This is a genomic window from Natrinema pellirubrum DSM 15624 (assembly GCF_000230735.2).
GTDB classification, from domain to species: domain Archaea; phylum Halobacteriota; class Halobacteria; order Halobacteriales; family Natrialbaceae; genus Natrinema; species Natrinema pellirubrum.
On sequence record NC_019962.1, the window covers coordinates 818,883 to 843,708 of the forward strand.

General features: G+C 67.1%; 25 protein-coding genes. 10 read left to right on the forward strand and 15 right to left on the reverse strand.

Annotated features, from left to right (window positions below):
* Positions 1 to 36 precede the first annotated feature (36 nt).
* Genes NATPE_RS04040 through NATPE_RS04055 form a run of 4 tightly spaced genes read right to left on the reverse strand, consistent with a single transcriptional unit; the run spans position 37 to position 4,822 of the window.
* Entirely contained in the window at positions 37 to 1,749 is a 1,713-nt protein-coding gene (locus NATPE_RS04040; protein ID WP_006180062.1) for a hypothetical protein, read from the reverse strand.
* Positions 1,750 to 1,756: 7 nt separating this feature from the next.
* Complete coding sequence (locus NATPE_RS04045; protein WP_006180061.1) at positions 1,757 to 3,700, reverse strand: ATPase, T2SS/T4P/T4SS family; 1,944 nt, start codon at positions 3,698 to 3,700, stop codon at positions 1,757 to 1,759.
* Between the two features lie 31 nt (positions 3,701 to 3,731).
* Positions 3,732 to 4,196, reverse strand: a complete 465-nt coding sequence (locus tag NATPE_RS04050) for a DUF7311 family protein (protein WP_006180060.1) — start codon at positions 4,194 to 4,196, stop codon at positions 3,732 to 3,734.
* Positions 4,193 to 4,822: a DUF7310 family coiled-coil domain-containing protein gene (locus tag NATPE_RS04055; RefSeq protein ID WP_006180059.1), complete on the reverse strand. Its 630-nt coding sequence runs from the start codon at positions 4,820 to 4,822 to the stop codon at positions 4,193 to 4,195. The genes NATPE_RS04050 and NATPE_RS04055 overlap by 4 nt, the downstream gene beginning before the upstream one ends.
* A gap of 196 nt (positions 4,823 to 5,018) precedes the next feature.
* Between NATPE_RS04055 and NATPE_RS04060 the strand changes: the two genes are divergently transcribed.
* Entirely contained in the window at positions 5,019 to 5,294 is a 276-nt protein-coding gene (locus NATPE_RS04060) for a hypothetical protein (protein ID WP_015298758.1), read from the forward strand.
* A gap of 7 nt (positions 5,295 to 5,301) precedes the next feature.
* Here NATPE_RS04060 and NATPE_RS04065 read toward each other — a convergent pair whose 3' ends face one another.
* The 7 genes from NATPE_RS04065 to NATPE_RS04095 form a co-directional block, all read right to left on the reverse strand.
* Positions 5,302 to 6,225 carry a DMT family transporter gene (locus NATPE_RS04065; RefSeq protein WP_006180056.1) on the reverse strand — a complete coding sequence of 308 codons (924 nt, stop codon included), beginning with the start codon at positions 6,223 to 6,225 and terminating at the stop codon, positions 5,302 to 5,304.
* A gap of 95 nt (positions 6,226 to 6,320) precedes the next feature.
* Entirely contained in the window at positions 6,321 to 6,686 is a 366-nt protein-coding gene (locus NATPE_RS04070) for a DUF7344 domain-containing protein (protein WP_006180055.1), read from the reverse strand.
* A gap of 175 nt (positions 6,687 to 6,861) precedes the next feature.
* Positions 6,862 to 8,178 (reverse strand): ABC transporter ATP-binding protein, encoded by a 1,317-nt coding sequence (locus NATPE_RS04075; RefSeq protein WP_006180054.1) that lies wholly within the window; start codon positions 8,176 to 8,178, stop codon positions 6,862 to 6,864.
* Positions 8,175 to 9,509 (reverse strand): ABC transporter ATP-binding protein, encoded by a 1,335-nt coding sequence (locus NATPE_RS04080; protein ID WP_006180053.1) that lies wholly within the window; start codon positions 9,507 to 9,509, stop codon positions 8,175 to 8,177. Before NATPE_RS04080 ends, NATPE_RS04075 begins: the two co-directional genes overlap by 4 nt.
* Positions 9,506 to 10,501 (reverse strand): ABC transporter permease, encoded by a 996-nt coding sequence (locus tag NATPE_RS04085; RefSeq protein WP_006180052.1) that lies wholly within the window; start codon positions 10,499 to 10,501, stop codon positions 9,506 to 9,508. Before NATPE_RS04085 ends, NATPE_RS04080 begins: the two co-directional genes overlap by 4 nt.
* Complete coding sequence (locus NATPE_RS04090) at positions 10,498 to 11,565, reverse strand: ABC transporter permease (protein ID WP_049804845.1); 1,068 nt, start codon at positions 11,563 to 11,565, stop codon at positions 10,498 to 10,500. Before NATPE_RS04090 ends, NATPE_RS04085 begins: the two co-directional genes overlap by 4 nt.
* Before the next feature lie 64 nt (positions 11,566 to 11,629).
* On the reverse strand, positions 11,630 to 13,225 hold the full coding sequence (locus NATPE_RS04095) for an ABC transporter substrate-binding protein (protein WP_006180050.1): 1,596 nt from the start codon (positions 13,223 to 13,225) through the stop codon (positions 11,630 to 11,632).
* 188 nt (positions 13,226 to 13,413) lie between these two features.
* On the opposite strand from NATPE_RS04095, the gene NATPE_RS04100 reads away from it, so the two are divergent.
* The 4 genes from NATPE_RS04100 (at position 13,414) to NATPE_RS04115 (ending at position 16,680) form a co-directional block, all read left to right on the forward strand.
* On the forward strand, positions 13,414 to 14,892 hold the full coding sequence (locus tag NATPE_RS04100) for an IS66-like element ISNpe8 family transposase (protein ID WP_015298760.1): 1,479 nt from the start codon (positions 13,414 to 13,416) through the stop codon (positions 14,890 to 14,892).
* A 194-nt stretch (positions 14,893 to 15,086) separates the two neighbouring features.
* Positions 15,087 to 15,725 carry a ribonuclease H family protein gene (locus NATPE_RS04105; RefSeq protein WP_006180049.1) on the forward strand — a complete coding sequence of 213 codons (639 nt, stop codon included), beginning with the start codon at positions 15,087 to 15,089 and terminating at the stop codon, positions 15,723 to 15,725.
* 82 nt (positions 15,726 to 15,807) lie between these two features.
* Positions 15,808 to 16,266 (forward strand): DUF2240 family protein, encoded by a 459-nt coding sequence (locus NATPE_RS04110; protein ID WP_006180048.1) that lies wholly within the window; start codon positions 15,808 to 15,810, stop codon positions 16,264 to 16,266.
* A 24-nt stretch (positions 16,267 to 16,290) separates the two neighbouring features.
* Positions 16,291 to 16,680 carry a hypothetical protein gene (locus tag NATPE_RS04115; protein ID WP_006180047.1) on the forward strand — a complete coding sequence of 130 codons (390 nt, stop codon included), beginning with the start codon at positions 16,291 to 16,293 and terminating at the stop codon, positions 16,678 to 16,680.
* 333 nt (positions 16,681 to 17,013) lie between these two features.
* Here NATPE_RS04115 and NATPE_RS04120 read toward each other — a convergent pair whose 3' ends face one another.
* Complete coding sequence (locus NATPE_RS04120; protein WP_006180046.1) at positions 17,014 to 17,673, reverse strand: HAD family hydrolase; 660 nt, start codon at positions 17,671 to 17,673, stop codon at positions 17,014 to 17,016.
* Between the two features lie 296 nt (positions 17,674 to 17,969).
* Here NATPE_RS04120 and NATPE_RS04125 point away from each other — a divergent pair, with 296 nt between their 5' ends.
* Together NATPE_RS04125 and NATPE_RS04130 are read left to right on the forward strand one after the other, a co-directional pair.
* Complete coding sequence (locus NATPE_RS04125; RefSeq protein WP_006180045.1) at positions 17,970 to 18,770, forward strand: class I SAM-dependent methyltransferase; 801 nt, start codon at positions 17,970 to 17,972, stop codon at positions 18,768 to 18,770.
* Positions 18,771 to 18,824: 54 nt separating this feature from the next.
* Positions 18,825 to 19,508, forward strand: a complete 684-nt coding sequence (locus NATPE_RS04130; protein ID WP_006180044.1) for a haloacid dehalogenase type II — start codon at positions 18,825 to 18,827, stop codon at positions 19,506 to 19,508.
* Between the two features lie 75 nt (positions 19,509 to 19,583).
* Here the strand turns inward: NATPE_RS04130 and NATPE_RS04135 are convergent, their stop codons facing one another.
* Together NATPE_RS04135 and NATPE_RS04140 are read right to left on the reverse strand one after the other, a co-directional pair.
* Complete coding sequence (locus tag NATPE_RS04135) at positions 19,584 to 21,002, reverse strand: FAD-dependent oxidoreductase (protein ID WP_006180043.1); 1,419 nt, start codon at positions 21,000 to 21,002, stop codon at positions 19,584 to 19,586.
* Between the two features lie 163 nt (positions 21,003 to 21,165).
* A complete protein-coding gene (locus NATPE_RS04140; RefSeq protein WP_006180042.1) occupies positions 21,166 to 21,540 on the reverse strand; it encodes a winged helix-turn-helix transcriptional regulator in 375 nt (124 codons plus the stop codon).
* 169 nt (positions 21,541 to 21,709) lie between these two features.
* On the opposite strand from NATPE_RS04140, the gene NATPE_RS04145 reads away from it, so the two are divergent.
* Together NATPE_RS04145 and NATPE_RS04150 are read left to right on the forward strand one after the other, a co-directional pair.
* On the forward strand, positions 21,710 to 22,756 hold the full coding sequence (locus NATPE_RS04145) for an NAD(P)/FAD-dependent oxidoreductase (protein ID WP_006180041.1): 1,047 nt from the start codon (positions 21,710 to 21,712) through the stop codon (positions 22,754 to 22,756).
* 218 nt (positions 22,757 to 22,974) lie between these two features.
* Positions 22,975 to 23,394 (forward strand): VOC family protein, encoded by a 420-nt coding sequence (locus tag NATPE_RS04150; protein WP_049804847.1) that lies wholly within the window; start codon positions 22,975 to 22,977, stop codon positions 23,392 to 23,394.
* A gap of 104 nt (positions 23,395 to 23,498) precedes the next feature.
* Here the strand turns inward: NATPE_RS04150 and NATPE_RS04155 are convergent, their stop codons facing one another.
* Entirely contained in the window at positions 23,499 to 23,780 is a 282-nt protein-coding gene (locus NATPE_RS04155) for a hypothetical protein (protein ID WP_006180039.1), read from the reverse strand.
* 155 nt (positions 23,781 to 23,935) lie between these two features.
* On the opposite strand from NATPE_RS04155, the gene pyrF reads away from it, so the two are divergent.
* Positions 23,936 to 24,733 (forward strand): orotidine-5'-phosphate decarboxylase, encoded by a 798-nt coding sequence (gene pyrF / locus NATPE_RS04160; RefSeq protein WP_006180038.1) that lies wholly within the window; start codon positions 23,936 to 23,938, stop codon positions 24,731 to 24,733.
* Positions 24,734 to 24,826 lie beyond the last annotated feature (93 nt).

A 24,826-nucleotide genomic window follows, 5' to 3' on the forward strand; every position in this document is an offset into this window, starting at 1 on the left:
AGCCGACCCGGGCCGGACGGAAGTGGGAGCGAGCGGTCAGAGGACGGCACCGATGAGGGCCACCGTCACGACGTACAACACCATCGCGGAGACGAGCGTCCGACCCACGTGATAGCCGACGAGAGCGCGATCGATCCCGTGACGCAGCGCGATCGAGAGCGGTGTGATGATGACACACAGCAGTAGCAGGTAGACCCCGATGACGATCCCCAACGACTCCGTGGGGAAGGCGGCCGCGTCGACCTCGCCAGACGCGACGAGCGCGTCGCTGGCCATCATGTCGGCCATGCCGACGGTGGCACCGGCCACGAGCGGCGCGAAGTACGCCGCGGTGTTGTCGAGGGTCCCGGTCACCTGTTCGAGGTTCCGCTTGGTCTCTGCCTCGACGGTCTCGAGTTCCTCGAGGTGGTCGGCCATGGAGACGATGGCGCGACCCGCTGGTTTCCCCTCGTCGGCCGCGATCGCAAGCAGGGCGGCGGTCCCGCGAGCGCGCGGGCTGGGAACGTATCGGAGCGCGCCGTACTCGCCGAGGAAGGCCTCCCTGACGCCGGTCTGGAGCCGCCGCTGGAGGCCGGCCGCGCGCTCGAAGACGGCGCCGGTTTCGCCGGGGACTCGGTCGCCGGCGAGTTCGACGGCGGACTCGACGGACTCCCCCTCGGCGACCTGTTGGCCGACGACGTACAGCGCGTCGGTGAGGTGGGCCTCGACGTCGCGGACGTGGTGTCTGACCGCGAGGATCGGTCGGTAGGTGACCAACAGCGCGACCCCGAGCCCGATACCGATGGCGGCGACGGGCGCGAGGTGTGTCGGACCGACCGCGACGAGAACGGGATAGCTGCTGCCGCCGGCGGCCACGCCCCAGAGCGGCCGTAGTCGGAGGCGATCGGGGAGCGAGGGGTGGTCGTGACCGATCGTCGGCGGCGGAAACGCGACCGGCCGGCGAACGAGCAGCCAGAGGCTGGCCCCGACGAGCGCACCGGGCAGCACGACGTTGTACAGGAGGACGACGAGCCAGATATTGACGGCATAGCCGACCATCGGCACCGCCGGGACCAGCGAAACCAGCGCGAGCGGGAGCATGATCCCGAAGGCGAACAGTCCGGTCGCCGGCGCACGAATAGCCGACGTGAACTCGGCCATCTGGCTACGCGTGCCGTCGAGGACGGCCGACAGCGCGCGATCGAGCGTCCGCAACCGCTCGGCTTCCGGAGCGTCCTGGGCGGTCGCGAGTAGGTGTGCTGACCGGCGTAACGCCGGGAACCACTCGGCCCACTCCTCGGCGAAGGCCAGCAGCCCCGTCCCCGCGGTGCCCACCGTGCGATCGATGTGTGCGTCGAGACTCCGCGACAGCGGGCCCGAGCCGGTGTCGGCTGCGAACCGGATCGCGCTCTCGAGGGCGGGCTGGACCTGCATGCGCAACACCGCCCGGCCGATCAGGTTCGGGGTGTCGCCGAGGGCTTCGGTCCGTCGAAACGCCGCCCGTAGATGGGGGATCGAGTGAACCGTGTGGATCGCCGCGATCGGGGCCACGAGGACGAAAAACGCTACGAACGGGAGCGGTGCCGGCGTCAGCAACAGTCCCAGCGGGAGGACGGCAGCGATGATTCCGGCCCCGTACCCCGCTCTGACGACCGTCTCGGGGTCGTGGGGCGAACCGGTAAACGACAGCGACTCCGCGAGGCCGTCACTGGCGTCGACCTCGGCCGGGTACAGTGCCGCCAGCGTACGAACGACGGGCACGGCCGTCATCGCGCGATCACTCGTCGGTCCGGTCCGCGTAGGCTCGCGTGACCGCGTCGGGACTCGTTCGGCCCTCGCCGGCGAGCCGCGAGAGCAGGTCAGTCCGGGCCGCGATCGCCCGGCGCACGTCGGCGTAGGACTCGGTCGGTCCGGCGAGCCGGTCCACCAGCCGGCTCTCGCCGCGGTCGATCCGACCGGTTGCGACCGCGTCCTCGCCCTCGAGTTCGTACAGCGGTTCGAACCGGTGGGTGTCGCCGTCGTCGATCACCTCCTCGATGGCGGCGAGGCGGCGGGTTCGGCCGTCGGGGGTCCGGTGGGTCTGGACGGTCACGATCAGATCCGTCGCGGCGAACGAAGAGGGTTCGACACCGAGGTCGGTCACGACCCGCTCGGCGACATCATCGGCCCCGTCGCCGTGGATCGTCCCGAGGACGGCGTTGGCGTTGGCCCCGACGCGCATCGCCTCGTAGAGGACCCCCGCCTCCTCGCCGCGGATCTCGCCGACGACGAGCGCGCCGTCGCCCAGCCGGAGGGCGGTCCTGAGTGCCTCGTCCGGGGCGATTTCGGGCCCGTCGCCAGTACCGGTCCGGAGCGCTTGTACGTCGCGACCGACCGACTGTAACGTGTCGACGGGCAGCTCCGGCGTGTCCTCTATCAGGACCGTCCGCGTCGCCGGCGGAAGTTCGTACAGCAGCGTGCCAAGCAGCGTCGTCTTGCCGGCCCCTCTCGTGCCGGCGATCAGGGCGGCGGCGTTTCGCTCGACGGCCACCGAGAGCAACGCCGCGGCCGCCGCCGATACCGTTCCGTTCGCGACCAGCGCGGGGAGGGTGAACCGCTCGTCCGGCCGCTCCCGGAACGCGAACGCGATTCCGTCGGCGACCGGTTCGGTGACGCCGGCCACTCGGATGCCGGTCCCGTTCTCGAGCGCGGCCGTCGCGTCGACGGTCGGGCTCGCCCGGGAAAAGGCCCGGCCGCTGGTGCGTCGAACCCGGGACGCAAGTGCCTGTGCGCCCGCTCGAGTGAGCGAGACGTTCGTCGGCATCGACTCCCCGTCGACGACGACCCGGATCGGGTTCGCCGAGACCGGCGAGGTGACGAAGACATCGGTCACGCGCGGGTCCGCGAACAGGTCCTCGAGGACGCCGTAGCCGGCCGTATGCTTCGTGAGAACGCCCGCCAGTTGGGGAGTGGCCGGCTCCCCGCTCGCGCGTTCGATCGCCCGCGGTCCCGCTCGGTCCCCCTCGACGACCCCCTCGGCGATCGCCTCGTAGCCCTCGAGGAGGAGCCGGCGGTCACTCTCGGAGAGGGTCGTATCGACGATCTCGAGGGCGTACTGCGGCGTCTCGTCGGGGCGGTCGTAGATCCGTGCCTCGCTGCCGGTCGACAGCGATCGCGCATCGACGAGACGCGCCCCGTCGGCGATCGACCGATCGACGAAGTAGTGACCGATCGTGAGTCCGACGGTCGCGGTCAGGGCCGACTCGTAGCCCTCGGCGCGCTCGGCGGCCGCCACGAGTCCCGATTCGACGCCGATGTCCGCGACTGGACCGACTCGGGTCCGGAGTTCCTCGCCGACGGCGAGCGGGTCCCGAGCGGCGGCCGACGCCAGCCGGTCGTCGCGATGACCAAGCAGCGCGACGAACCGACCGGCCGAGCCCAGCAGGGCGACGCCGCGGTCTGCGTACCGGCGCTCGAGGCCGTTCGATCGCACGACGATCGCGTTCGCTTCGCGGTCGGCGAGTGCCTCGATCGCGGTCCGGCGACAGGGGACGGACGACTCGAGGCAGCCGTCGCAGTCGCTCGCGTCGATCCGGAGCGTCTCCGCGTCGACGGCCGTTCGACACGTACACCCGGTGTCCGGTTCGTCGCCCCAGTTGTCGAAGAGGCCCCCGAGACCGAGCCGCGTGCCGTCGACGCGATCGACGACCGAGCGGAGCCGCTCGGGTGGGTTCTGTAACATACCGGCGCTGGCCGCGGCATCCGATTTAAACTCACAGGCGGCTCGCGACGACGACCGGCTTCCCGTCCGCGTCGGTCCGAAGCGTCAACGCGAGCCTGTTCTCGCCACGCTCACGGACTACGAACGGCTCGGTGTCGTCGGGATCGCCCCCGACGATCCGTTCGTCGATGATCGTCTCACGGACCCGTCCGTCCGCGAGCGCGTACCGGACGACGGTGGCGCGTCGATCGGCCCGCGGAACGATCCGAACGTGGTCGACGGCGACGGTCGTAAGCGAGCGACGCGGGAGCGTCAACTCGACGACGCGTCGGGGGTTCGGGTGGCCGTCGGGCGACGGCTCCTCGGTGGCGACGAGATCGGTCGCGGCGTCGTCGATCGATGCGATCCCGGTCTCGACCTGCCGGTTCGTGTTCATCGTCGCGCCCCGCTCGATCGCCGGTGCGGCGAGCGCGGCGAGCGCGACCGTCAGGACGGCGGCGACGACGTAGCGGTTCACGGGAGTCTGTCCCGGAGCGATCCGAGGATGCCGGTCGCCCCGTCCGCCTCGTCCGTGGCTGCCGCTCCGTCCACCTCGCTCTCCGACAGCGGGTCGCCGCTCGAGCCTCCGTCGTCGGCCGTCGACACGATCGCCTCGACGGTCCGTTCGACGCCGGGGCGTTCACCGCTTTCCCCGGCCGCGTCCGCCGACGCGATGGGCGGGCTCCCCGACTCGCGTTCGTCTCGAGCGTCGGCCGTCGATTTCGGCGCTGCTCGCTCGGCCGCCCCCTCGTCACCCGGTTCGGAACCGGACCGCGAACCGTTTCGATCGTGGCGGCCCTCGAGGGCTCGCTCGAGGCCGTCAATGCGGAACTCGAGCCGGTCGACCGCCGCCACGGCCGCGTTGGCCCGCCGTTCGACCGCGTCGTCAACCGATTCGACGCCGCCGACGGCACCCTCGACCGCGTCGACGCGTCCCTCGAGATCGGCGAGCCGTCGGTCGTGTGCCTCGAGGCGCTCGACGGCCGTTTCGAGGTCGGCGGCGAGCGACGCGCGGTCCTCGAGCGCCGGTACCTCGGGGTCGCCGTCGACGACCGCGCGCTCGAGCGCCGACAGCCGCTGTTCGATCCGTTCGATGTCGCTCATGGCGAGCGTTGCCCCGCGATCACGGATAAACCTCCGTCCGGGTTCGTTCGCGACCGCTCATCGTGACGATGAACGAGTCGTTTCCGTCGGTAAACGGAACGTTCCGTCGACCGAGTCCGGCTGAATCCGGGGTAACCGACGAAACGGTCGACCCGGTATATGCACCGCGGCGGGCAATGATCGATCGACGAGTTCGATGGCGAGTCCTCCCTCCCTCGACGACCGACGATCCGCGGGCTCGAACGTGCCGGACGGCCGTCCCGACGAGGACCACGGCGTCCTCGAGCGCGCCGTCCCGGGACTGGCGACGCCGATCCGCGCCGTCGGATTCTGGGCGGCGATCGTTCTCCCCGCGGCCTACCTTCCCCTGCTCGCGACCGGCCTCTCCTCGGCGCTCGAGGGCGGGCTCTTTCTCGGCCTGCTCGCCGGCAACTTGCTATCGCTGTACGTCGGCCACGCCCATCGCCGGTAGGGGCCGCCTACTCGCTCGCCTCCCGGGACCGGACCTGCCCCAGCTCCCGGCGGATCGCCCGGCGTTTCACGAGGAGGAAGCCGACGACGATGACGCCGAACCCGACCAGTGCGGCGGTATCAACGACCTCGCCGAGGTAGAGCCAGCCGACCACGGCCGCGACGATCGGGGCGACGTAGGACACCATGTTGATCTCGACGGCACCCAGCCGCTCGAGCAGTTCGAAATAGATGAGGAAGCCGACGGCGCTTGCTCCCACCGCGAGGTACGCGAGCGCGCCGATCGCCTCGGGATGGATCCAATCGGTCGGCACGATCGGTTCGCCGAGCGCGAGGCTCACGAGATGGAGCATGGCCGCGCCGCCGAGCATCGACCAGGCCTCCATCGTCTCGATCGCGAGGTCGGCGTCGATGCGGCGGGTGAGGACGCTACCGAGGGCAAAGGCCAGCGCGGCACAGAAGACCAGTCCCTTGGCCACGGCGTCCGCCGCGAGCAGGCTGCCCGGATCGGGGCGGACGACGATGGCAACGCCGACGAGTCCGACGACGACGCCGACGAGACCGACGGGAGAGAGGGCGTCCGTGGGGACGAGCGCCCGCGCGAACCCGGTACTCAGGACCGGTGAGAGGCTCACCACGATGGCTGCGGCCGCGGCGGTCGTGTGCAGCTGGCCGACGAACAGGAATGCGTGGTAGGCCGCGATCAGGAGCCCGGCACCGACGAGGACCTGCCACCAGCCGGCCCGGTCGCGCGGTCGCCAGTCGGCGACGGCGGCCGCGTAGCCGAGCATCAGGAGCCCGGCGATGTCGTATCGAAGCGCCGCAAACAGTATCGGCGGGAGATGCGACAGCCCGGCACTGATCGCGACGAACGCTGCTCCCCACAACGCTGCAAGCACCAGAAAGAGCGAGAGGGTCTGATATCGGCTCACGGTGACTGTTCCGTGAGAACGTGCCTATGAATTTCGGTTCGAGTCGACGCCAGCGGCGACTCCGGCGGTCGATCGGCCGCCACCGGGACGGTGTCTCAGAGCGAGGGCAGTTCGCGGATCTCGACTTTCTCCTCGGTCTGTTTGAACTGCTCGAGCAGTGGTTTGATGTCGTCGAACCCGTCATCGAGGACGACGTCGCCGCTGCGGAGGTCGTAATCGATGATATCGTAGTCGGCGAGCCGCGGGAGGTGGTTGTGGACCAGCGAGACGTAGATCCGCTGGCGCTGTTCCTTCCCGATCGTCGCAGGACGGGCATCGAGTTCCCAGGCGGCGACCTGCGTGACGACGTCCTCGAGGTTCGCGGTCGCGTCCTCGGCCAGTTGATAGAGGAGATACCGGCGTTCGGACTCGGCGAGAAGGGAACAGGCCGCTTCCATCCGGCTCGCGTTCGTCTGGTTCATACGTCGAGCAGGCACCCAGTGGTATTACACCTACTGCCAATACAGATTGGGTCCGTATCCCCGGCGAGTAAGCGTCGATCTCGGGACCGGTCGCCAGATACGCTGTACTCGCTCAGTATGCCGAATTCGCCGTTTGTATGCCTTCTCGAGACTGTTACGTTCGTCGAACCGCTCATCAGTCCAGGGAGTCGGGAGCCGGTGTTCGATCGATCGTATCGTCGTGGAGGTGACAGGCCACCGGATGCGATCCGTCTCCCAGTTCTGGGCGATCGCGCTCGCAGACGCTTTCGTACGCCGCCCGAAGTCGGTCCTCGGCCGCGTCCCAGTCCCCGGTCGCCAGTTCGGCGAGGACGTCCTCGACGATCGTGTCGTGTCGCGGCGGCAGGTCGACCGCGAGCAATCGGTCTTTCAGTGCCGCGACGAACGCGGGAACGTCAGAGTCCGGCACCCCACCGTCCTCGATCGTGAACCGATCGTCTCCGCCGACCGATTCGAGGGAGATGTCCCGCTGCTCGATCCGCTGGCGGAGCGTCATGAGGGCGCGATAGGTCTCCCGTTCGACCTCGAGATCGTCGGGTGGAATCACCATCGGACATCGGGTCCGGAACCGGCAACCGCTCGGCGGATCCCGGGGGGACGGCACGTCGCCGGCGAGCGTCTCCCGATCGCGCTCCCGTTCGTCGGTCGACGCGCGCGGGACGCTCTCGAGCAACGCCCGCGTGTAGGGGTGATCCGGGTCTTCGAACAGGTCCTCGACGGGGCCGATCTCGACGACTTCGCCGAGATACATCACCGCGACGCGGTCACAGACGTGCCGAATCACGGAGAGGTCGTGACTGATCAGGAGATACGTGAGATCGAACTCCGCTTGCAGGTCGTCGAGCAGGTTCAACACCTGTGCCTGGACGGAGACGTCGAGCGCCGACGTCGGCTCGTCGAGAACGACGAACTCGGGCTCGAGCGCCAGCGCGCGAGCGATCCCGATCCGCTGGCGCTGGCCGCCGGAGAACTCGTGGGGGTAGCGATCGACCTGGTCGGCCGAGAGGCCGACGCGCTCGAGCAGGTCCCGAACCCGCTCTCGCCGCTCGATGTCGGTCCCGACCTCGTGGACATCGAGGGGCTGTCTGACGATATCGCCGATCGTCATTCGTGGATCGAGACTCGAGAAGGGGTCTTGGAAGACGACCTGTGCGCGCCGGCGGAAGTCGGTGAGAGCGGCCCCGCTGAGATCGTAGACGTTCTCGCCGTCGAACTCGACCCGGCCCTCGGTGGGATCCTGCAGGCGAAGCAGCGTTTCCCCCGCCGTCGACTTCCCGCAGCCGGACTCGCCGACCAGCCCCAGCGTCTCGCCCTCGTGGATGTCGAAGCTGACGCCGTCGACGGCGCGAACGGGGACCGGTTCGTCCCCGAACAGGCGATCGAGAACCGAATCGTTCTCCCAGAAGTACTTCCGGAGGTCGTCGACGCGAACGAGCGGATCGTCGGCGCTCACTGGTGTTCACCTCCGGTGGTCTCGGCCGGCTGTCGTGACCGCTCTTCGGGAGGTTCGGTCTCGGGCTCTTCCGGCCCCGCGTGTTCGTCCCCGGCCGACCGTTCCCTCTCGTCGAAGTAGCCGTCCGAGAGCGCCGCGCCCTCGTCGTACTCCGTTTCGGCGAGGACACAGCGCGCTCGGTGGTCATCGCTCCCGCCGGCCGGATACTCCGGCGGGTGTTCGAGACACGCCGTCATCGCTTTCGGACACCGATCGGCGAAGTGACACCGATCGCCCATTTCGTGGTCGAGGAGGCTCGGCACGTTCCCCGGAATGGGCTGGAGCCGGCCGGCCGCATCGTCTCGCGACTCGGCCGCTCGACTCTCCGCATCGCGTCGCGCCGCATCTCCCTCGAGGTCGGGAACCGAGCCGAGCAGTCCCGCCGTGTAGGGGTGGACCTGCTCGTCGAAGACGTCCGCTAAGGTCCCGCGTTCGACGATCTCTCCCGCGTACATCACGCCGACCCGGTCGCACATGCGGGCGATGACGCCGAGGTTGTGCGTGATCAGCAGGATCGTCATCTCGGTCTCCGCCTGCAACTCGTCGAGGAGATCGAGGATCTGGGCCTGGATCGTCACGTCGAGCGCCGTCGTCGGCTCGTCGGCGATCAGCACGTCCGGCTCGCCGGCCAGCGCCTGCGCGATCATCGCTCGCTGGAGCATGCCGCCGGAGTACTCGTGTGGGTACTCGTCGGCTCGCTCGACCGGATCCGGAATGCCGACCAGCTCGAGCAGTTCGATCGCCCGGTCGCGGCTCTCCTCGCTAACGTATCGCCGCGAGGGGAGTACTTTGGAGAGCAACAGCGATCCCAGCGAGTACTCCGCGGACTCGGTTCGCGCGCGGGTCGACCGCGGGTTGGCGCTGGCCCGGCGCTGGACCTCGACGGCCTCGGCGAGTTGTTCGCCGACGGTAAGCGTCGGGTTGAAACTGCTCTCCGGGTCCTGGAAGATCATGCTAAACGACGTCCCTCGCAGCGACCGCCTGACGTCGTCGGGGAGTTCGAGCAGTTTCACGAACTCCCCGTCGATCGCGTCCGGGTGGTCGTCGGCGATCGCCTCGACGAGATCGGGGTTCCGATAGCGGATCTCGCCGTCCGTGATCTCGCCCGGCGGGTCGATCAGGTTCATGACGGAGCGGGCGGTGACGCTCTTCCCGCTTCCGCTTTCACCGACGATCCCGAAGACCTCACCGCGTTCGATTCCGAGGTCGAGCGACGAGACCGCGTTTACCTGTCCCTCCTGCGTGAAGTAGCGCGTCGAAAGGTCGGAGACGCGAAGTATTTCCTCTGTCATCTGCCTTCACCTTCGATGTTCGGATCCAGTGCATCGCGGAGCCAATCGCCGAGCAAGTTGACGCTGATCACCGCCAGGACGATCCCGATTCCCGGCACCATAGCGACCCACGGTCGAGTCCGCAGGACGTCCTGTCCGCGTTCGATCTCGTAGCCCCACGAGAGCGTCGTCCCGGAGAAGCCGAGATACGCCAGCGAGGCCTCGAGCAGGATGATCGCCGCGACCTGAATCGTCGCGAGGACGATAATCGGCGTGAGGCTGTTCGGGAGCACGTGTTTGAGCAGGATCGTCCTGTCACTCGTCCCGAAACTCCGCGCGGCCTTGACGTACTCCTCGCTGCGGATCGACAACGCCTCGCCGCGAGCGACGCGCGCGAACCAAACCCAGGTGACGAGTCCGGCGACGATCGTGACCGTCCCCGGAATCGGAATCGAGTCGGGCATCCCGTCGACCAGCCCGAGCGCTACGATCGGATCGGGGACGTATATCGGCGATTCCCCGAAGACGCCGATCAGCGCCAGGGCGAGGACGAGCGCCGGGAACGCGAGCATGGTGTCGGCGATGCGCATCAGCCCGTCGTCGACGCGGCCGCCGTAGTAGCCCGCAGCCAGCCCGATCGGAACGCCGATCACCACTGCCAGTGCCGTCCCAAGGAGGCCGACGAGCAGCGAGACTCGCGCTCCGTAGAGGAACCGGGAATAGACGTCCTGTCCGACGTTGTTCGTCCCGAGTACGTGTTCGGTGGTCGGCTCGACCGTCACGTCGACGATGTCGCCGTCGTCAGCGACCGATGTCGTGTATTCGTGGCCGAGCGGGGGATACTCCGCACCCTGTTCGTCGTAGTAGCCCGTCCGCGTCGGATTGTGGGTGGCCAGTACCGGCGCGAACACCGCCATGAAGACGATCGACGCCAACAGCACCAACCCGAGCTTCGGGAGCAGGCTCTTCCTGAACGTCTGCCAGAGATTCGATCTGATTCGGTCCGAGATCATTGCTCGCTCACCCGCGGATCGAGATAGTTGTAGACGGCGTCGACGGCGATGTTGATCGTCACGAACGCGATGGCGATGAACACCACGATCCCCTGCATGAGCGGCCAGTCTCGCGTTCCGAGCGCGTCGATGAGGCGAAGCCCGAGGCCCGGCCAATTGAACACGGTCTCGGTGATGACTGCACCGCCCATCAGGGTCCCCATCTGGAGCCCGAGGACCGTAATGACCGGGATCATCGTGTTCCGCAGCACGTGCTTGTAGCGAACGAGTACCGAGGGGAGCCCCTTCGCTCGACTCGCCGTGACGTAGGGCTTCCCGAGTTCGTCGACCATGCCGCTCCGGGTGAGGCGGGTGATGAGCGCGGTGAAGTACGTCCCGAGCGTAAGCGCCGGGAGCGCGATGTGTTTCAGCCAGACCAGCAGGTCATAGACCGACCCGTACCGGACGAGCGTCAGCACGGCCTCCCCGAAGCCGACCGGTCGACGACCGGTCGGGAAATCGTAGAAGCCGACGCTCGGGTAGGGGATGCTGATGCTTGCCAGCGAGACCCACGACAGACCAAAGGTCGGGTACGGGATTCCGAACCAGACGCCGAACACGAGGATCAGCATGAGCCCGAGCCAGAAGTTCGGCGTCGAGATGCCAAGCAGCGAGAACAGCGTGGCACTGTAGTCGGCGGGCTCGTTCCGCCGCGTCGCCGAAATCACGCCCAGGGGGATCGCGATGACGAGGGCGACGATCGTCGCGGCGATCGTCAGTTCGATCGTCGCGGGGATCCGTTCGATGACCATCGCTTCGACCTCCCGGTTCGACTGCCAGGAGTATCCGAAGTCGCCGGTGATCAGTTCCCGCACGTAATCGAAGTACTGGACGTAGACCGGTTCGTTCAGTCCTTCTTCTCGTCTGACCTGTTCCACTAACTCCTGAGTTGCCCCTTCCGCGAGCATCAGGTTCGCCGGATCGCCGGGCGCAACTGCCCGGAGTCCGAACATGATCGTTACGACTCCCCAGATGACGACGATTCCCTGCAGCAATCGCCGTACGAGGAACTTAGCCATCGACATGTGATAGTCTCATTAAATTGGAGGGTCGGGGACCGTCTCGTTCACTCTCAGGCGTGGTCCGGTGTTACGTCTCCATGCCCCAGATGTAGACGGTCTCGTCCTCGCGGGGCTCCCACTGGATGTCCTCTCTCACGCCGTAGATGCTCTCCTGGGTGTGGAGGAACAGGAACGGTGCTTTCTCGTGGGCCAATTGGTTGACTTCCTCGAGTTGCGCCCGGCGATCGTCGGGGTCCTCGATCTGTTGGCTCTCGAGGATCGCGTCGCTGAGTTCCTCGTCGTCGAACGTCCGGTTCGGGTTGTCCGGGATCGTAAAGAAGCCCTGGACGCCGTAGTCGGTGTCGCCAGTAATGGTTCCCCAGCCGATCATGAAGAAGGGGATCTCGAACTCGTCGGGGTCGACCCCGGCCTGATTCGCGTCCGAGACGATGCCGAAGTCGACGATGTTGGCGTCGCAACTGACGTTCTCGAGTTGGTCGATCTGGTCGGCGACCGTCTCGGCGACGTCGGCGTCGTTGAGGTAGCGGCCCTGTGGTGCGGTCAGTTCGATCTCCACGCCGCCGTACCCGCTCTCGTCGACGAGGCTCTCGGCCATGCCGACGTCCTGTTCGTAGGGTTCGATCTCGTCGTTGAAGCCGTTGATCCCCGGCGCAACGGGCTGGCCGCGCGGTTCTCCGAACCCGCTGAGGATCGTGTCGACGATCTCTTCGTTGTCGACGGCGTAGTTCATCGCCTGTCGGAACTCCAGACTGTCGAACGGTTCGACGGTGTTTTTCATCGGACAGAAGATGTTCCGGAAGCTCGTTACCTGCCTGATTTCGACGTCGTCGGCACTCCGAACCGTATCGACGTCCTCCGGGAGAACGTTGATCGTCAGGTCCGTCTCTCCCGTCTCGAGCGAGTTTACCCGACCGCTGGATTCGCCGTCCGCGTTGAAGACCACGCGCTCGAACGGCGGCTCGTCGCCCCAGTAGTCGTCGAACCGCTCGAGGACGATCTCCTCGCCCGACGTGAAGTCGACGACCTCGTAGGGCCCCGTCCCGTTGAAGACCTCGGGATCGGCGCCGGAGATCGCCTCGTTCTCGGCGTCGTGGTTTTCGATCGCCCACTCCATGTTCATCGCACGGGCGTAGTTCCCGAACTCGAACTCCGCGAGTCCGGGTGCGGCGGAGTACTCGACCGACACCGTCGTCTCGTCGACCGCGCTCGCACCATCGATCGACCCCAGTCCGAAGGTCCCGATCGGACTCGGGACGCCCATCTCCGGATCGACGGTCCGATTGATCGTCCACGCGACGTCTTCCGCGGTCAGATCGTCCCCGTTGTGGAACACCACGTCGTCCCGCAGGGAGAGTTCGGTCGTCCCGTCGCCCTGGGCCTCCCAGTCTTCGACGACCCGGGAGAAGATGCCTTCCCCGGGCTCGAAGTCGAACAGCGGCTCGTAGATGTGGTCGTATACGTCGAAGAAGTCCCCGGTGATGTGATCGAGCGGATCCACCGTATCCGGGAACTGTGAGAGCGTGATCGTGAGTTCGTCGGTGCCGTCGTCGTCGGATGGATCACCGAGACAGCCACTCATCGCCGCGAGACCCGTCGTCCCCGCGGCACCGGTGAGTTTCAGCAGCGTTCGTCGATCGAGTCGCGTAGTGTCCATGGTTCCCATACCCACACATTACGATAGTATTATTGTACGTGTTTAGCCCCGTCTGATTTCGTCACTGTCTCGTAGGTGGTGGCCTGTGACAGATACATGGTCTGTCAGCAGGGAGTCAGTCTACATTCTCAGGGATGGTCTCCGCTGCCCGGAGACCATCCCGTCGGCCCTGCTGTCGTCGTTTCGAGGTGGAATCGATGAGCTGGGACGATCTCTCCAAGGACGAACTCCTCTCGCGGTTTCTCCAGATGGAGGAGCGAATCGACGAGCTGGAAGAGAAGATTGCCCAGAAGGACAAGCGGATCGAGGAACAGAACGAACGGATCGAAGAGCAGCAAGAGCGGATCGAAGAGCAGCAAGAGCGGATCGAAGAACTCGAAACACGTCTCCGGAAGTACGAGAATCCACACACTCCACCCAGTAAGCGACGGTCGGGGACCGACGAGTCCCCGACCTCGCAGGACGACGAAGACGACGATGTCCGAACTGATGGTGGTACTCCCGGTCGAAAGGACGGTCACAACCCGGAGTGGCGCTCTCCGCCCGATCCTGATGAAGAAATCGAGGTCACCTCTGACTGTTGTCCCGAGTGTGGCGACCACTTCGACGAGTCGGTGGGCGTCAGCCCCCGACTCGTCGAGGAAGTCCCGGATCCACAGCCACCAGAAGTCACCCAGTACAACCGACACCGCTACCAATGCGACTCCTGTGGAACTGAGACGGTTGCGACTCACCCCGACTGCCCCGATGAGGGGCAGTTCGGGGTGAACGTCATCGCGCAATCTGCCCTGTCACGGTACGATCACCGCCTTCCCTACCGGAAAATCACGGACCGCTTCGAGCAACTTCACGGACTCGAACTCTCAGGTGCATCCGCGTGGCACGCGACCGAGCGCGCTGCGCGCGCCGGTCGCTGTGAGTACGAGCAGATCCGTCGAGAGATTCAGGAGGCTGAAATCGTCCACGTTGACGAAACCGGCATCAAGCGTGACGGTGACCAAGCGTGGATCTGGACGTTTCGGACGGACGAGCATACGCTGTACGCGGTCAGAGAGAGTCGTGGGAGTGATGTTCCCGCGGAAGTCCTTGGCGAGGACTTCGCGGGAACGGTCATCTGTGATGGGTGGACGGCGTATCCAGCGTTCAGCAGTACGCTTCAGCGGTGCTGGGCACATCTTCTCCGGGAGGCTGAAGACGTTGCTAGTGACCACGAGGAGGCAGAACCGGTGTACCGGTATCTCAAGCAGATGTTCGTCGGTCTCCAGTCGTGGCTGGAGACCGACCCAGATCCTCGTGCGAGAGCACAGATGCATCGAGCGTGTCAGGACGGCCTCAGATCGCTCGTTGAGCGGTCAGTGACCGACGAACCAGTGGCAACACTCCTCGGGAAGATCGAAGGTGGACTCGACCACTGGCTCACCTTCGTCGGTGAGCCAGCGGTCTCCCCGACGAACAATGCCGCAGAAAACGCCCTTCGTGAACCTGTTGTTCTCCGGAAAATCATCGGAACACTCCGGAACGACCGTGGCATGTTCGTTCACGAGACGATCTTGTCCCTGCTGGCGACGTGGCGCCAGCAGGGACGCAACCCATACGAGGAACTTACGCGGGTTGTCCACGACAACGAAATGATCTCACGAGAGCAGACTGTGCCGGTTGTTGAGACCTCGGGGTAAACACGTACGTATTATTTATATATACTGGTTATTGAACGCGCAGTTAGTAGTTGTGAGAAGGACAGTGCTATTTTGTACAATATTGTACTCGTTCTGCCGTTTCCTTTGTTGATTCTCCCGATGCAGTCCGTGGTTCGCTCACAGCGGCCGAGTACTGGCATAACTTTAAGAAACCTACACCGCATACTACGGATATGGCCGCTCACGGCCGGCCCGCACTGCGGGATCTGTTCGACGAGTCGCCCACGCCTCACATCGCCCACCCCCCGCGGACCCACCACCGAGACTTCTACGTCGCCACCGACGGGTCCTTCCGGGAGGCCGGTGGCGGGCTGGGTGCCGTTATCGAAACCCGCGACGGTACCCGCGTCGCACGGATCGCGACCGCGGATACGCCGCCGGACAACAACGTCGCGGAGTATCGCGCGTTGCACCTTGGATTGGACGTCCTGGCCGCTCGAGCGCCGCGAGACGCCTCCGTCGGCGTCCTCCTCGACCACGACGCGCTCGCCAGCAACGTCAACAGTACCATCCTCGCGACGCGCCATCCAGACGGGAAATCGCCCCGTCCCGTCTCCGTCCCGGCCGCAACGCAGTATCACTGGCGTGGCATCCGTGCCCGTCTCAACGGGTTCGACGAGGTGCGGGCCGCCCGCATCGACAGCGACCAGAACCCCGCCCACCCGCTCGCGAACGCGCCCGACCAGTACCGCCACGTCAACCGCGAGCCCGCCCGCTGTGTCCTTCCCGAAACGTCGGAGTCGACCGCCGGCGAGTTCCCGCCGCCGTCCCGGGCCGACCGCAACAGCGGTGGCGGCCGTGCCTCCGACTGATCGCCCGCGGCCGGCGCTGCCCGCGAGCGCGGACCGTCCGTAACCGTCATCGTTTTCTCGCCGCTCGAGCAAGTCGTCGCCGATGAGTCTCCGCGTCGCGGTCGCGGCCCCGTTCATCCAACACGGGAGCCGCCGGCTCGAGGAAAACGAGTTCGTCGTCGCACTCTCGCTCGATCGGGACTGGTTCTCCCCCGATCAGGCCAAGCGGCTGATCGACATTGCGACGGAGGAGGGGCTGTTGGACCGAACCGACGACGGACTCGCAGCGACCTTCGAGCCGGGCGAGGTGACGATCCCCGAGGACTTCGACCCCGACGAGGACCTCCTGCGGAAACGGTCGGCGTTCGAACGCGTCCTCGATTCGCTGGTCGCCGAGGGCATGGAGAAACACGAGGCCGTCGGGGCGATCAACACTCTCCAGGGTGAACTTGGGCTGACCATCGAGGCCGCCGCGGTGGTCTACGCCCGCCGCGAGGGGATCGACGTCGACGACCTCGCCCCGGTCGCCCGCGAGGCCGTCCTCGACACCGAAGGGGACTAGTCCCGCCGTCACGACCGACTGGATATGGTCGAGGACCGGATCACCGACGGTCGCCGCATCGCCGAACTCCTCTCGAGCGAACTCGACGGCCGCGAGGACGGCCTGCTCGAGCGCGTCGCCGTGACCAACGCCGACCGGGACGTCGAGCCGTCGGCCGACGGCACTCGCGCGTACGATGTCACCTACCGCGACGAGCGTCTCGCCCGCGTGTTCGTTCACGAGGACCGGGCCCGCCTCGAGTTCGAGGCGGGACAGGACCGAGCGGCCGACGCGGCGTCGGCCCTCGAGCTTCGGGTCCGACCCAAGGCGACCGAGCCGCCGAAGACGCTGGTCTTCCTCGAGAGCGGAGCCGCGGTCAAGCGCGCGACCGACGTGGTCCAGCGAGTTGGGCGAGAACTCGAGGCCGACGCATAGAATCCCAGCACAGCGAACTGTCGTATTCTCGGCGGTGGCGCGCGCTGTCAGGTGGCCGAGCGAAAGCGAGGCTACCCGACGATACTGCGCGAGGGATGAGTGAGCGACTGAAAAGAACGAATGAATCGGCTGGGGAGGATGTGGCAACTCCGTATTGTCACGATAGCAGAACGATACGTTCGCTCAATCTGTACGCCGGTCGGGTGACGCGAATACTATAGTAGCTCTTGAAAGTCAATGCACACCCGATCGCAGGACCGTGTTGTGATCGGTGTGTAAATCGTTTCAAGAGCTACTATAGCTTCGTAGGTAGAGTACGACTCTGGAAGCAGATCACTCGAGCCCCTCGAGAACCCCCGGTAACGCCGCCGCGAGATCGTCCTGCTCGAGGTGGGCGACGGCCCGCGGATCCGGCCCAGGCCCGTCCGACAGCAGCACCTGTACGGCCCGCATCCCGGCCTCGGTCGCGCCCCGAACGTCGGCCTCGACCTCGTCGCCGACGTAGACCGCCTCGTCGGGCGCGACGCCGAGTTCGTCCGTGATCGCCCCGAAGGCCCGCGGATCGGGTTTGCCCGCCTCGAGTTCGCCGGTCACCAGGGCGGCGTCGAAGGCGTCCTCCCACCCCAGCGTCTCGAGTTTGTCCCGCTGGGCGCGGACGGGGCCGTTGGTCAGCAGGCCGACGCGGTAGCTCCCCCGGAGATCGGCGAGCATGGCCTCGACGCCGGGCAGGGGCTCGAGCGAGTCCGAAATCGTCTCCCGATACGCGGTCGCGACGGCGGCCGGATCGGCGTCGCTGTCGGTACCCGCGAGCAAGTCCTCGAAAATGGGTTCGCGCGTCTCGCTGGTGAGGTTCCGGCGGTGGGCCTCGAGGTAGGCCTCGCGGGAGAGCGAGGGCGCACCCGTCGCGGTCGCGGCTTCCTCGAGGATGGTCGTCCGATCCCGCCGGGGAACGGCGAGCGTGTAGTCGAGGTCGAAGACGACCGCGCGTGGCATGGATATGTGAGGGGGCTCGAGCCGGTTGAAGCTATCCCTTCCGGTCGGCGAGCGTCTCGAGTCCTCGAGGCGTGGCTGCTGGGCTGGGTCACCACCGGATCTTCGGCGGCTTCTCAGTCGTCGAACCCCGAGATGCCCCGCCCGCGCTCGAGCAGCACGATTCCGATCGGCTCGAGTCGATCGAAGTACTGCACGAGCGACGTCCCGAGGACGCTCTCGTGGACAGTCATCCGTATCGGGTTCGACGCCGGACGCGGCGGCTATCGACTTTTGTGCGTGGCGACCGACCATCGGTCATGGAGGATCCGACCGACGCCGACGACCGATCGGCGAGACACGTCTGGTCGGCCGGCCGGTACCCCGCGATGGCACCGAACATGCTGCCGGCCATCGCACGGCTGGTCAACGCCGCCGGCATCGACCCGGGCAACCGCGTCCTCGACGTCGGCTGTGGAACCGGCAACGCCGCGCTGACCGCCCGCCGAGCCGGTGCCGACGTGGTCGGCCTCGATCTCGCACCCGAGATGCTCGAGCTGGCCCGTGACAACGCCGGACTCGCGGGCCACGACGATATCGGCTGGCTCGTCGGCGACGCCGAGACGCTCCCGGTACCCGACGACGCGTTCGACGTCGTCCTCTCGAACTTCGGGCACGTGTTCGCGCCGGACTCGACCCGCGCCGGGGCGGAACTCCGGCGGGTCACGACCGCCGGCGGCCGGGTCTGTTTCACCGCGTGGTCGCCAAGCGGTGTCGTCGGGGACCTCACCGAGGTCCTGACCGACCACGTCACGGCACCGCCGAGCGATCCGTGGGCCCACCTCGAGTGGGGCGAGCCCGACTTCGTCCGCGAGCAGTTCGCCGACGTGGCCGACCTGTCCTTCCAGCGACGGTTGCTCGACTTTCGCTACGCCACGCCGCGGCATTTCTGGCGGGAGTTCGCCGAGGAGTCCGGCCCGCTCTCGCCGGTCCTGCGGCGGATGGACGACGACGATGCCCGGGCCGCGCTCCGCCGGGACGCCGTGGGGGCGCTCGAAGACTGGTTCGGTGACAACGCGATCCGCGTCGAGTACCTGCAGGTCCGGGCCGTCGTCGCGTAGCACGAGCCGAAGTTGGGGCGAACCTATTTCGATGTCAGTCGGATAGGCGCTTCCATGCCGTTCGAACCCGACGCGGTCGAGACCGTGACGTTCGACTCGTACAGCACGCTCGTCGACGTCGACGCGGCTGAACGGGCGCTGGCCGACCGGGTCGCCGATCCCGAACCGATCTCGCGGCTCTGGCGGCTCCGGTCGCTCGAGTACACGCTCGTCGCGAACTACCTCGACGCCTACCAGCCCTTCTACGAGATGAACCGCGACGCTTTGCAGTACGCGCTGGGCGTCCACGGCGTCGACGTCGGCCCCGACGAGCGCGACGAGATCCTGGCAGTCTATCACGAACTCGAGGTCTTCGACGACGTCCGCGACGGGATCGAACGGCTGCGGGAGGGCGGTTACGACTGTTATGTCGTTTCGAACGGCGATCCCGACATGCTCTCCTCGATGGTCGCCCACGCCGACGTCGACGACCTCCTCGCGGACACGATCAGCGCCGACGAGGTAGAGACGTTCAAGCCGGCCGCCGAACTCTACCGCCACGCGGCCGCCCGGACCGGCACCCCGATCGACGGGATCGTCCACGTCACCGCCGGCTGGTACGATGTCATGGGTGCGAAACACGCCGGTATGCAGGGCGCATGGGTCGACCGGAAGGGCCGCCCGTGGGAGCCGGTCGCCGGCGACCCGGACCTGACCGTCACGTCGTTCCACGACCTGGCCGACGCACTCGGCTGCTGACGCTCCGGGGAGTCCCCTCGTTTTCCCCGCGTGATCGCCGGCGAGACGGGCCGAGTGCCGACCGACTCGAGCGACTCAGTCCTGCAGAGTCCCGCCGAGGACCTTCGCCGCCACGAGGACGGGGTCCCACGTGGTGTTAAAGGGCGGCGCGTACGCGAGGTCGTAGTTCTCCACGTCGGCGACGGTCGCGCCTTCCGAGAGCGCGGCGACGACGGCGTGGCTCCGGTGGACCGCGCCCTCGCCGTACTCGCTGGCGAGGCTGGCACCCAGTACCCGTCCGGAGACGCGGTCGGCGGTCAGCGTGATCCGGACGTTCCCGCCCTCGGGGTAGTAGCCAGCCCGCGACTTCGCGGTCACCGTCTCGCTGACGGGATCGAAGCCGGCCGCGCGGGCCTCGTCGTGATCCAGAATCCCGGTACGGGCGGCTTCGACGTCGAAGGCCTTGACCGCGGCCGTGCCGGCCACGCCGCCGCCTTCGGTCGGGGTTCCGGTAACCGTCTGCCCGATCGCGCGCCCGTGGCGGTTGGCCGTCAGCGCGAGCGGGACGTAGGTCGGCTCGCCCGTGACGACGTGGGTCGCCTCCGCGCAGTCGCCGGCGGCGTAGACGTCGGGGGCGCTCGTCTCGCGGTAGGCGTCGGCCGCGACCGCGCCGGTCTCGCCGCGTTCGATCCCGGCGTCTTCGGCGAGGTCCGTCCGCGGTCGGACGCCGGTGCCGAGCAGGACCATCTCGACTTCGATCCGATCGTCGGCAGTGACGACGGCCTCGACGCGGTCGCCGCCCGCAAGTTCCCTGACCTCGGCCCCGAGACGGAGCGTGACGTCCTCCTCTCGGAGGTGGTCGGCGACGTACTCGCTGGTCTCGTCGCTGAACCCCTTCAGCACGCGGTCGCCACGCTGGAAGAGGGTCACCTCGAAGCCGTTCTCGGCCAGCGCCTCCGCCATCTCGATCCCGATGTAGCCCCCGCCGACGACGCCGACCGGCCCCGTACAGTCTTCGAGGAAGCGACAGGCCGGGCCCCGGTCGGGCTGTTGAAAACCCTCGCCCTCGCGGGCGCGGGCGACGTACTCGCGGAGTTCCTTCCCGTCGCTCATCGACCCGAGCGTGTAGACGCCCTCGCGGTCGGTGCCGTCGATCGATGGGACGACGGCTTCCGCGCCGGTCGCGAGCAGGAGATCGCCGTAGGACTGCGTGACGGTTCCCGCCTCGCCCTCGGCGGTGACCGTCCGGGCTTCGGTGTCGATCGCGACGACCTCGTGGCCCGCCCGAAGGTCGATGTCGCGTTCCTCGCGGAACTCCTCGGGCGTGACCGAGACGAGGTCCTCGAGCGACTGGATCTCCCCCTTGACGTAGTAGGGGAGTCCACAGGCTCCGTAGGATACCCACTCCCCCTTCTCGAAGACGACGATCTCGCGGTCCGGTGCCTCGCGTCTGGCCTTGCTCGCCGCGGACATTCCGGCTGCGTCACCGCCGACGACGACGAACGGATCGCTCATAGCGACCGTATCAATGGGGAGCTACATAACTACTGACCGGACTGTCTCGGCCCGGCACCGAACCGGACCGCAGGGACGCCGGATCTAGAGGACTACCGACGGTCGTTTCCGATGTAACCGTGACTGCCTGCGGTTGTACCGGGACATCGTTCCAGCAGTCCGATCAGGCGATCGACTCCGATTCGTCCGCCGCGGCCGCGAGGTGTTCGCGCCCCCACTCGCGCATCTCCGTGATGACGGGCTCGAGCGACTGGCCGAGGTCGGTCAGCGAGTACTCGACGCGGACCGGTTTCTCGCTGACGATCTCGCGGTTCACGAGCCGCTTCTCTTCCAAATCCTCCAGGGCGTCCGAGAGGACCTTGCTCGAGATGCCGTCGACCTCCGCCTCGAGGGCGGAGAACCCGAGCGGGCCGTTGGCGAGCAAGCGATGAATGATGACCGTATGCCATTTCTTGCCCAACAGCGTCGCAGTCGAGGTGATCGGGCACCACTCTTCGCCAGCACACCAGACCTCGAGTTCCCGTGTCGACTCTTCCATGCATGTGAATTGGTGCTGGAGCCGTTTATAGTTACCACCTGTTACTGACTTACTACCAGTTACCGTTCGGCCCAGATAGTCGGGCTGCCGTGGGTCACTTACCGACCAGTAACCGGGTTACCTCAACGATAGCTGACAGTTATCCGTGAGCGGTCGTAACCGAGTTACAATGAGTGACCCAGACGGGACGACCCGCGATTCGATCGCAGCGGACCGCCGGTACGATGTCGCCGTCGTCGGCGGCGGCCCGGCGGGGCTGACGACCGCGCTGTACGCCGCGCGGCTCGGCCACGAGACCGCCGTCTTCGACCGCGGCGGCGGCCGCGCGGCCATGATGCAGGAGACACACAACGTTATCGGCACGCCGGAGTCGGTGTCGGGCAACGAGTTCCTCTCGACGGCCGTCGACCAGCTCCGGTCCTACGGGGCCGACTACCGGCGGGAGTTCGTGACTGGCATCGAACGGGCCGACGACTCGTTCGCCCTCGAGACGACCGAAGGGCCGGCCGCCGCGGAGCGCGTCGTCCTCGCGACCGGCTTCAGCGACGAGCGGCCCGAGCCGCCGCTGCCCCGGACCGGTCGGGGCCTGCACTACTGCCTGCACTGTGACGCCTACATGTTCGTCGACGAGTCGGTCTACGTGATGGGATCGGGTGAGAGTGCCGCCCACGTTGCGATGATCATGCTGAACTTCACCGACGACGTCGACCTGCTGCTGCGGGGCGACGAGCCGACCTGGAGCGATGAGACCGCGACCCTGCTCGAGGGCCACCCCGTCGATATCGTCCACGAGGACGTGACCGGCGTCCGGAACGGCGACGACGGCTGGCTCGAGGCGCTCGAGTTCGAGGACGGGAGCGTCCGCGAGTACCGGGGCGGTTTCGCGATGTACGGCAGCGACTACAACAACGACCTTGCGGCGTCGCTCGGCGCTGCGATCAACGACGACGGTACGGTCGCGGTCGACGATCACGGCCGCACGAGCGTCGACGGGCTCTACGCCGTCGGTGATCTGACGCCCGGCCACAACCAGATCCCCGTCGCGATGGGCCAGGGCGCGAAGGCCGGCCTCGCGATCCACAAGGAACTGCGGGCGTTCCCGAAGTCCCTCGAGGAACTCGAGGCCGAGGGCTCGGTTTCGGCGAGCGACGTTCCCGCGATGCCGGCCGCGTTGCGAACTCGGGCGAGCGATCACGCCTCGACGGCGGACGATTGAATCCCGTGAGAGCGGGTGTGCCACCGGACGGCTCGAGTCGCTGAACCCGCTGACCGACGGGGAACGAGACGGCAGGACCACTGCCGATGGTGATTCGACTCGGCGAGCCGGCCGCTCCGCTCGGGGAGGAAGTCACCCGCGAGTGGACGGCCGTCACGTGGGACGCGGCCCGCTCCGCAGACGGAAGCGTTTTTTCTTCGCGCTGGGACGACCGACTCATGACAAACTGCAGTGCCCACCACGTCGGCCTCACGGTCAGCGATCTCGAGGAGACGCTCGCGTTCTACCGCGATACGCTCGGTCTCACCGTCGTCGATCGGTTCGGCGTCGGTGGCGAGGCCTTTTCCGAGGCCGTCGGGGTCGAGGATGCAAGCGCCGATTTCGCCCACCTCGAGGCCGACGGCGTCCGGATCGAACTCGTCGAGTACGAGCCGGAAGCCCGAGGCTCGCCGGCGGCGGGGCTCAACCAGCCGGGTGCCTCCCACGTCGGACTCTCGGTCGACGATCTCGAAACCTTCGCCGCCGACCTTCCCGACGACGTGCCGACGATCAGCGGGCCGCGGACGACCGAGAGCGGCACCACGATCATGTTCCTGCGCGATCCGGAGGGGAACCTGATCGAGATCCTCGAGGCCTGATACGGGTCGCTGGAACGATGTCACGGTGCAACCACAGAGCGGTCGCGGTTGCACCGTCAATGACGGACAGTCGATCGTCTGACCGCCGGCAGTGCGCTCGCGGCCTACCGGTTACAGGCGAGCGTCGATCGAACCCGTTCTACGTCGGTTTCACACTGCGAACAGACCCGCTTCTCGGCGTCGATGTAGACGAGCCCGCAGTTGGAACAGTGAAACAGGTTGCCGGGCGCGTCCGGGTCCCCGCCGCGGTCCCCTGCCGACGCTTCCGCCGCGTCGGTGCCACCGTCCGTCTCCGTGTCCCGTGAGCGTCCCGGCACCAGCAGCGTCGATCGGACCCGTTCGCGGAGGCGACTCGAGAGCGACTGTGATTTCCGTCGGCTATCCATACAGTGTTCGATCAGGATACGAACGAAGTACGTGATGCCTGAAGGATTTGGAACGGCGTCGTGACGCGGTCGCCGCTCGCGGCGGTCGAGTCGAGGCCGCCGACCCGCGCGGACCGGATAGCAACCTTTTCGACCGTCGCGGGGCCACTCCCGCCATGAACTTCTTCGATCGCCTGCACGACCGCATCCGAACGGTCGACAGCGTCGTCTCGGTCGGGCTCGATCCCGACCCGTCGCGGCTCCCCGACCACCTGCAGGACCACGACCTCCCCCGGTGGGCGTTCAACCGCCGCATCATCGACGCGACACACGAACACGCCGCCGCGTTCAAGCCCAACGCCGCCTTCTACGAGGACCCGGACGGCTGGGCCGCCCTGGAGGAGACCATCGCCTACGCCCACGGCAAGGACGTGCCGGTCCTGTTGGACGCCAAGCGGGCCGACATCGGCAACACGACCCGCCAGTACGCCCAACTGCTCGAGAAGGCCGACGCGATCACCGTCAACCCCTACATGGGCCGGGACTCGCTGCAGCCGTTTCTCTCGAACGAAGAAGCCGGCGTCTTCGTCCTCTGTCGGACTTCCAACCCGGGCGGGGCCGACATCCAGGACCTCGAACTCGAGACGGGCGAACCCGTCTACGAGCGGGTCGCCGCGCTCGCGGATCTCTGGAACGAGAACGACAACGTCGGCCTCGTCGTCGGCGCGACCAAGCCCGAAGAACTCGAGGAACTGCGCGAGCAGGTGCCCGATCTGCCCTTCCTCGTGCCCGGGATCGGCGCGCAGGGCGGCGACGCCGAGGCGGCCGTCGAGTACGGACTGGCCGACGGTGTCGGGTTGGTCAACTCCTCGCGGGGGATTATTTTCGCCGGCGAGGACGACGGCGAGGACTTCGCGAGGGCCAGCGGGCAGGCCGCGAAGCGACTCAAGAGGCGGCTCAATCAGTACCGATAGTAGCTGGCGCGCTCGAGGCGATCGCGACGGTCTTGAGCCGGCGATCGTCGTCGGTACAGCGGTGGTCGGCGCACTCCTCGCGCCGGCGAAACA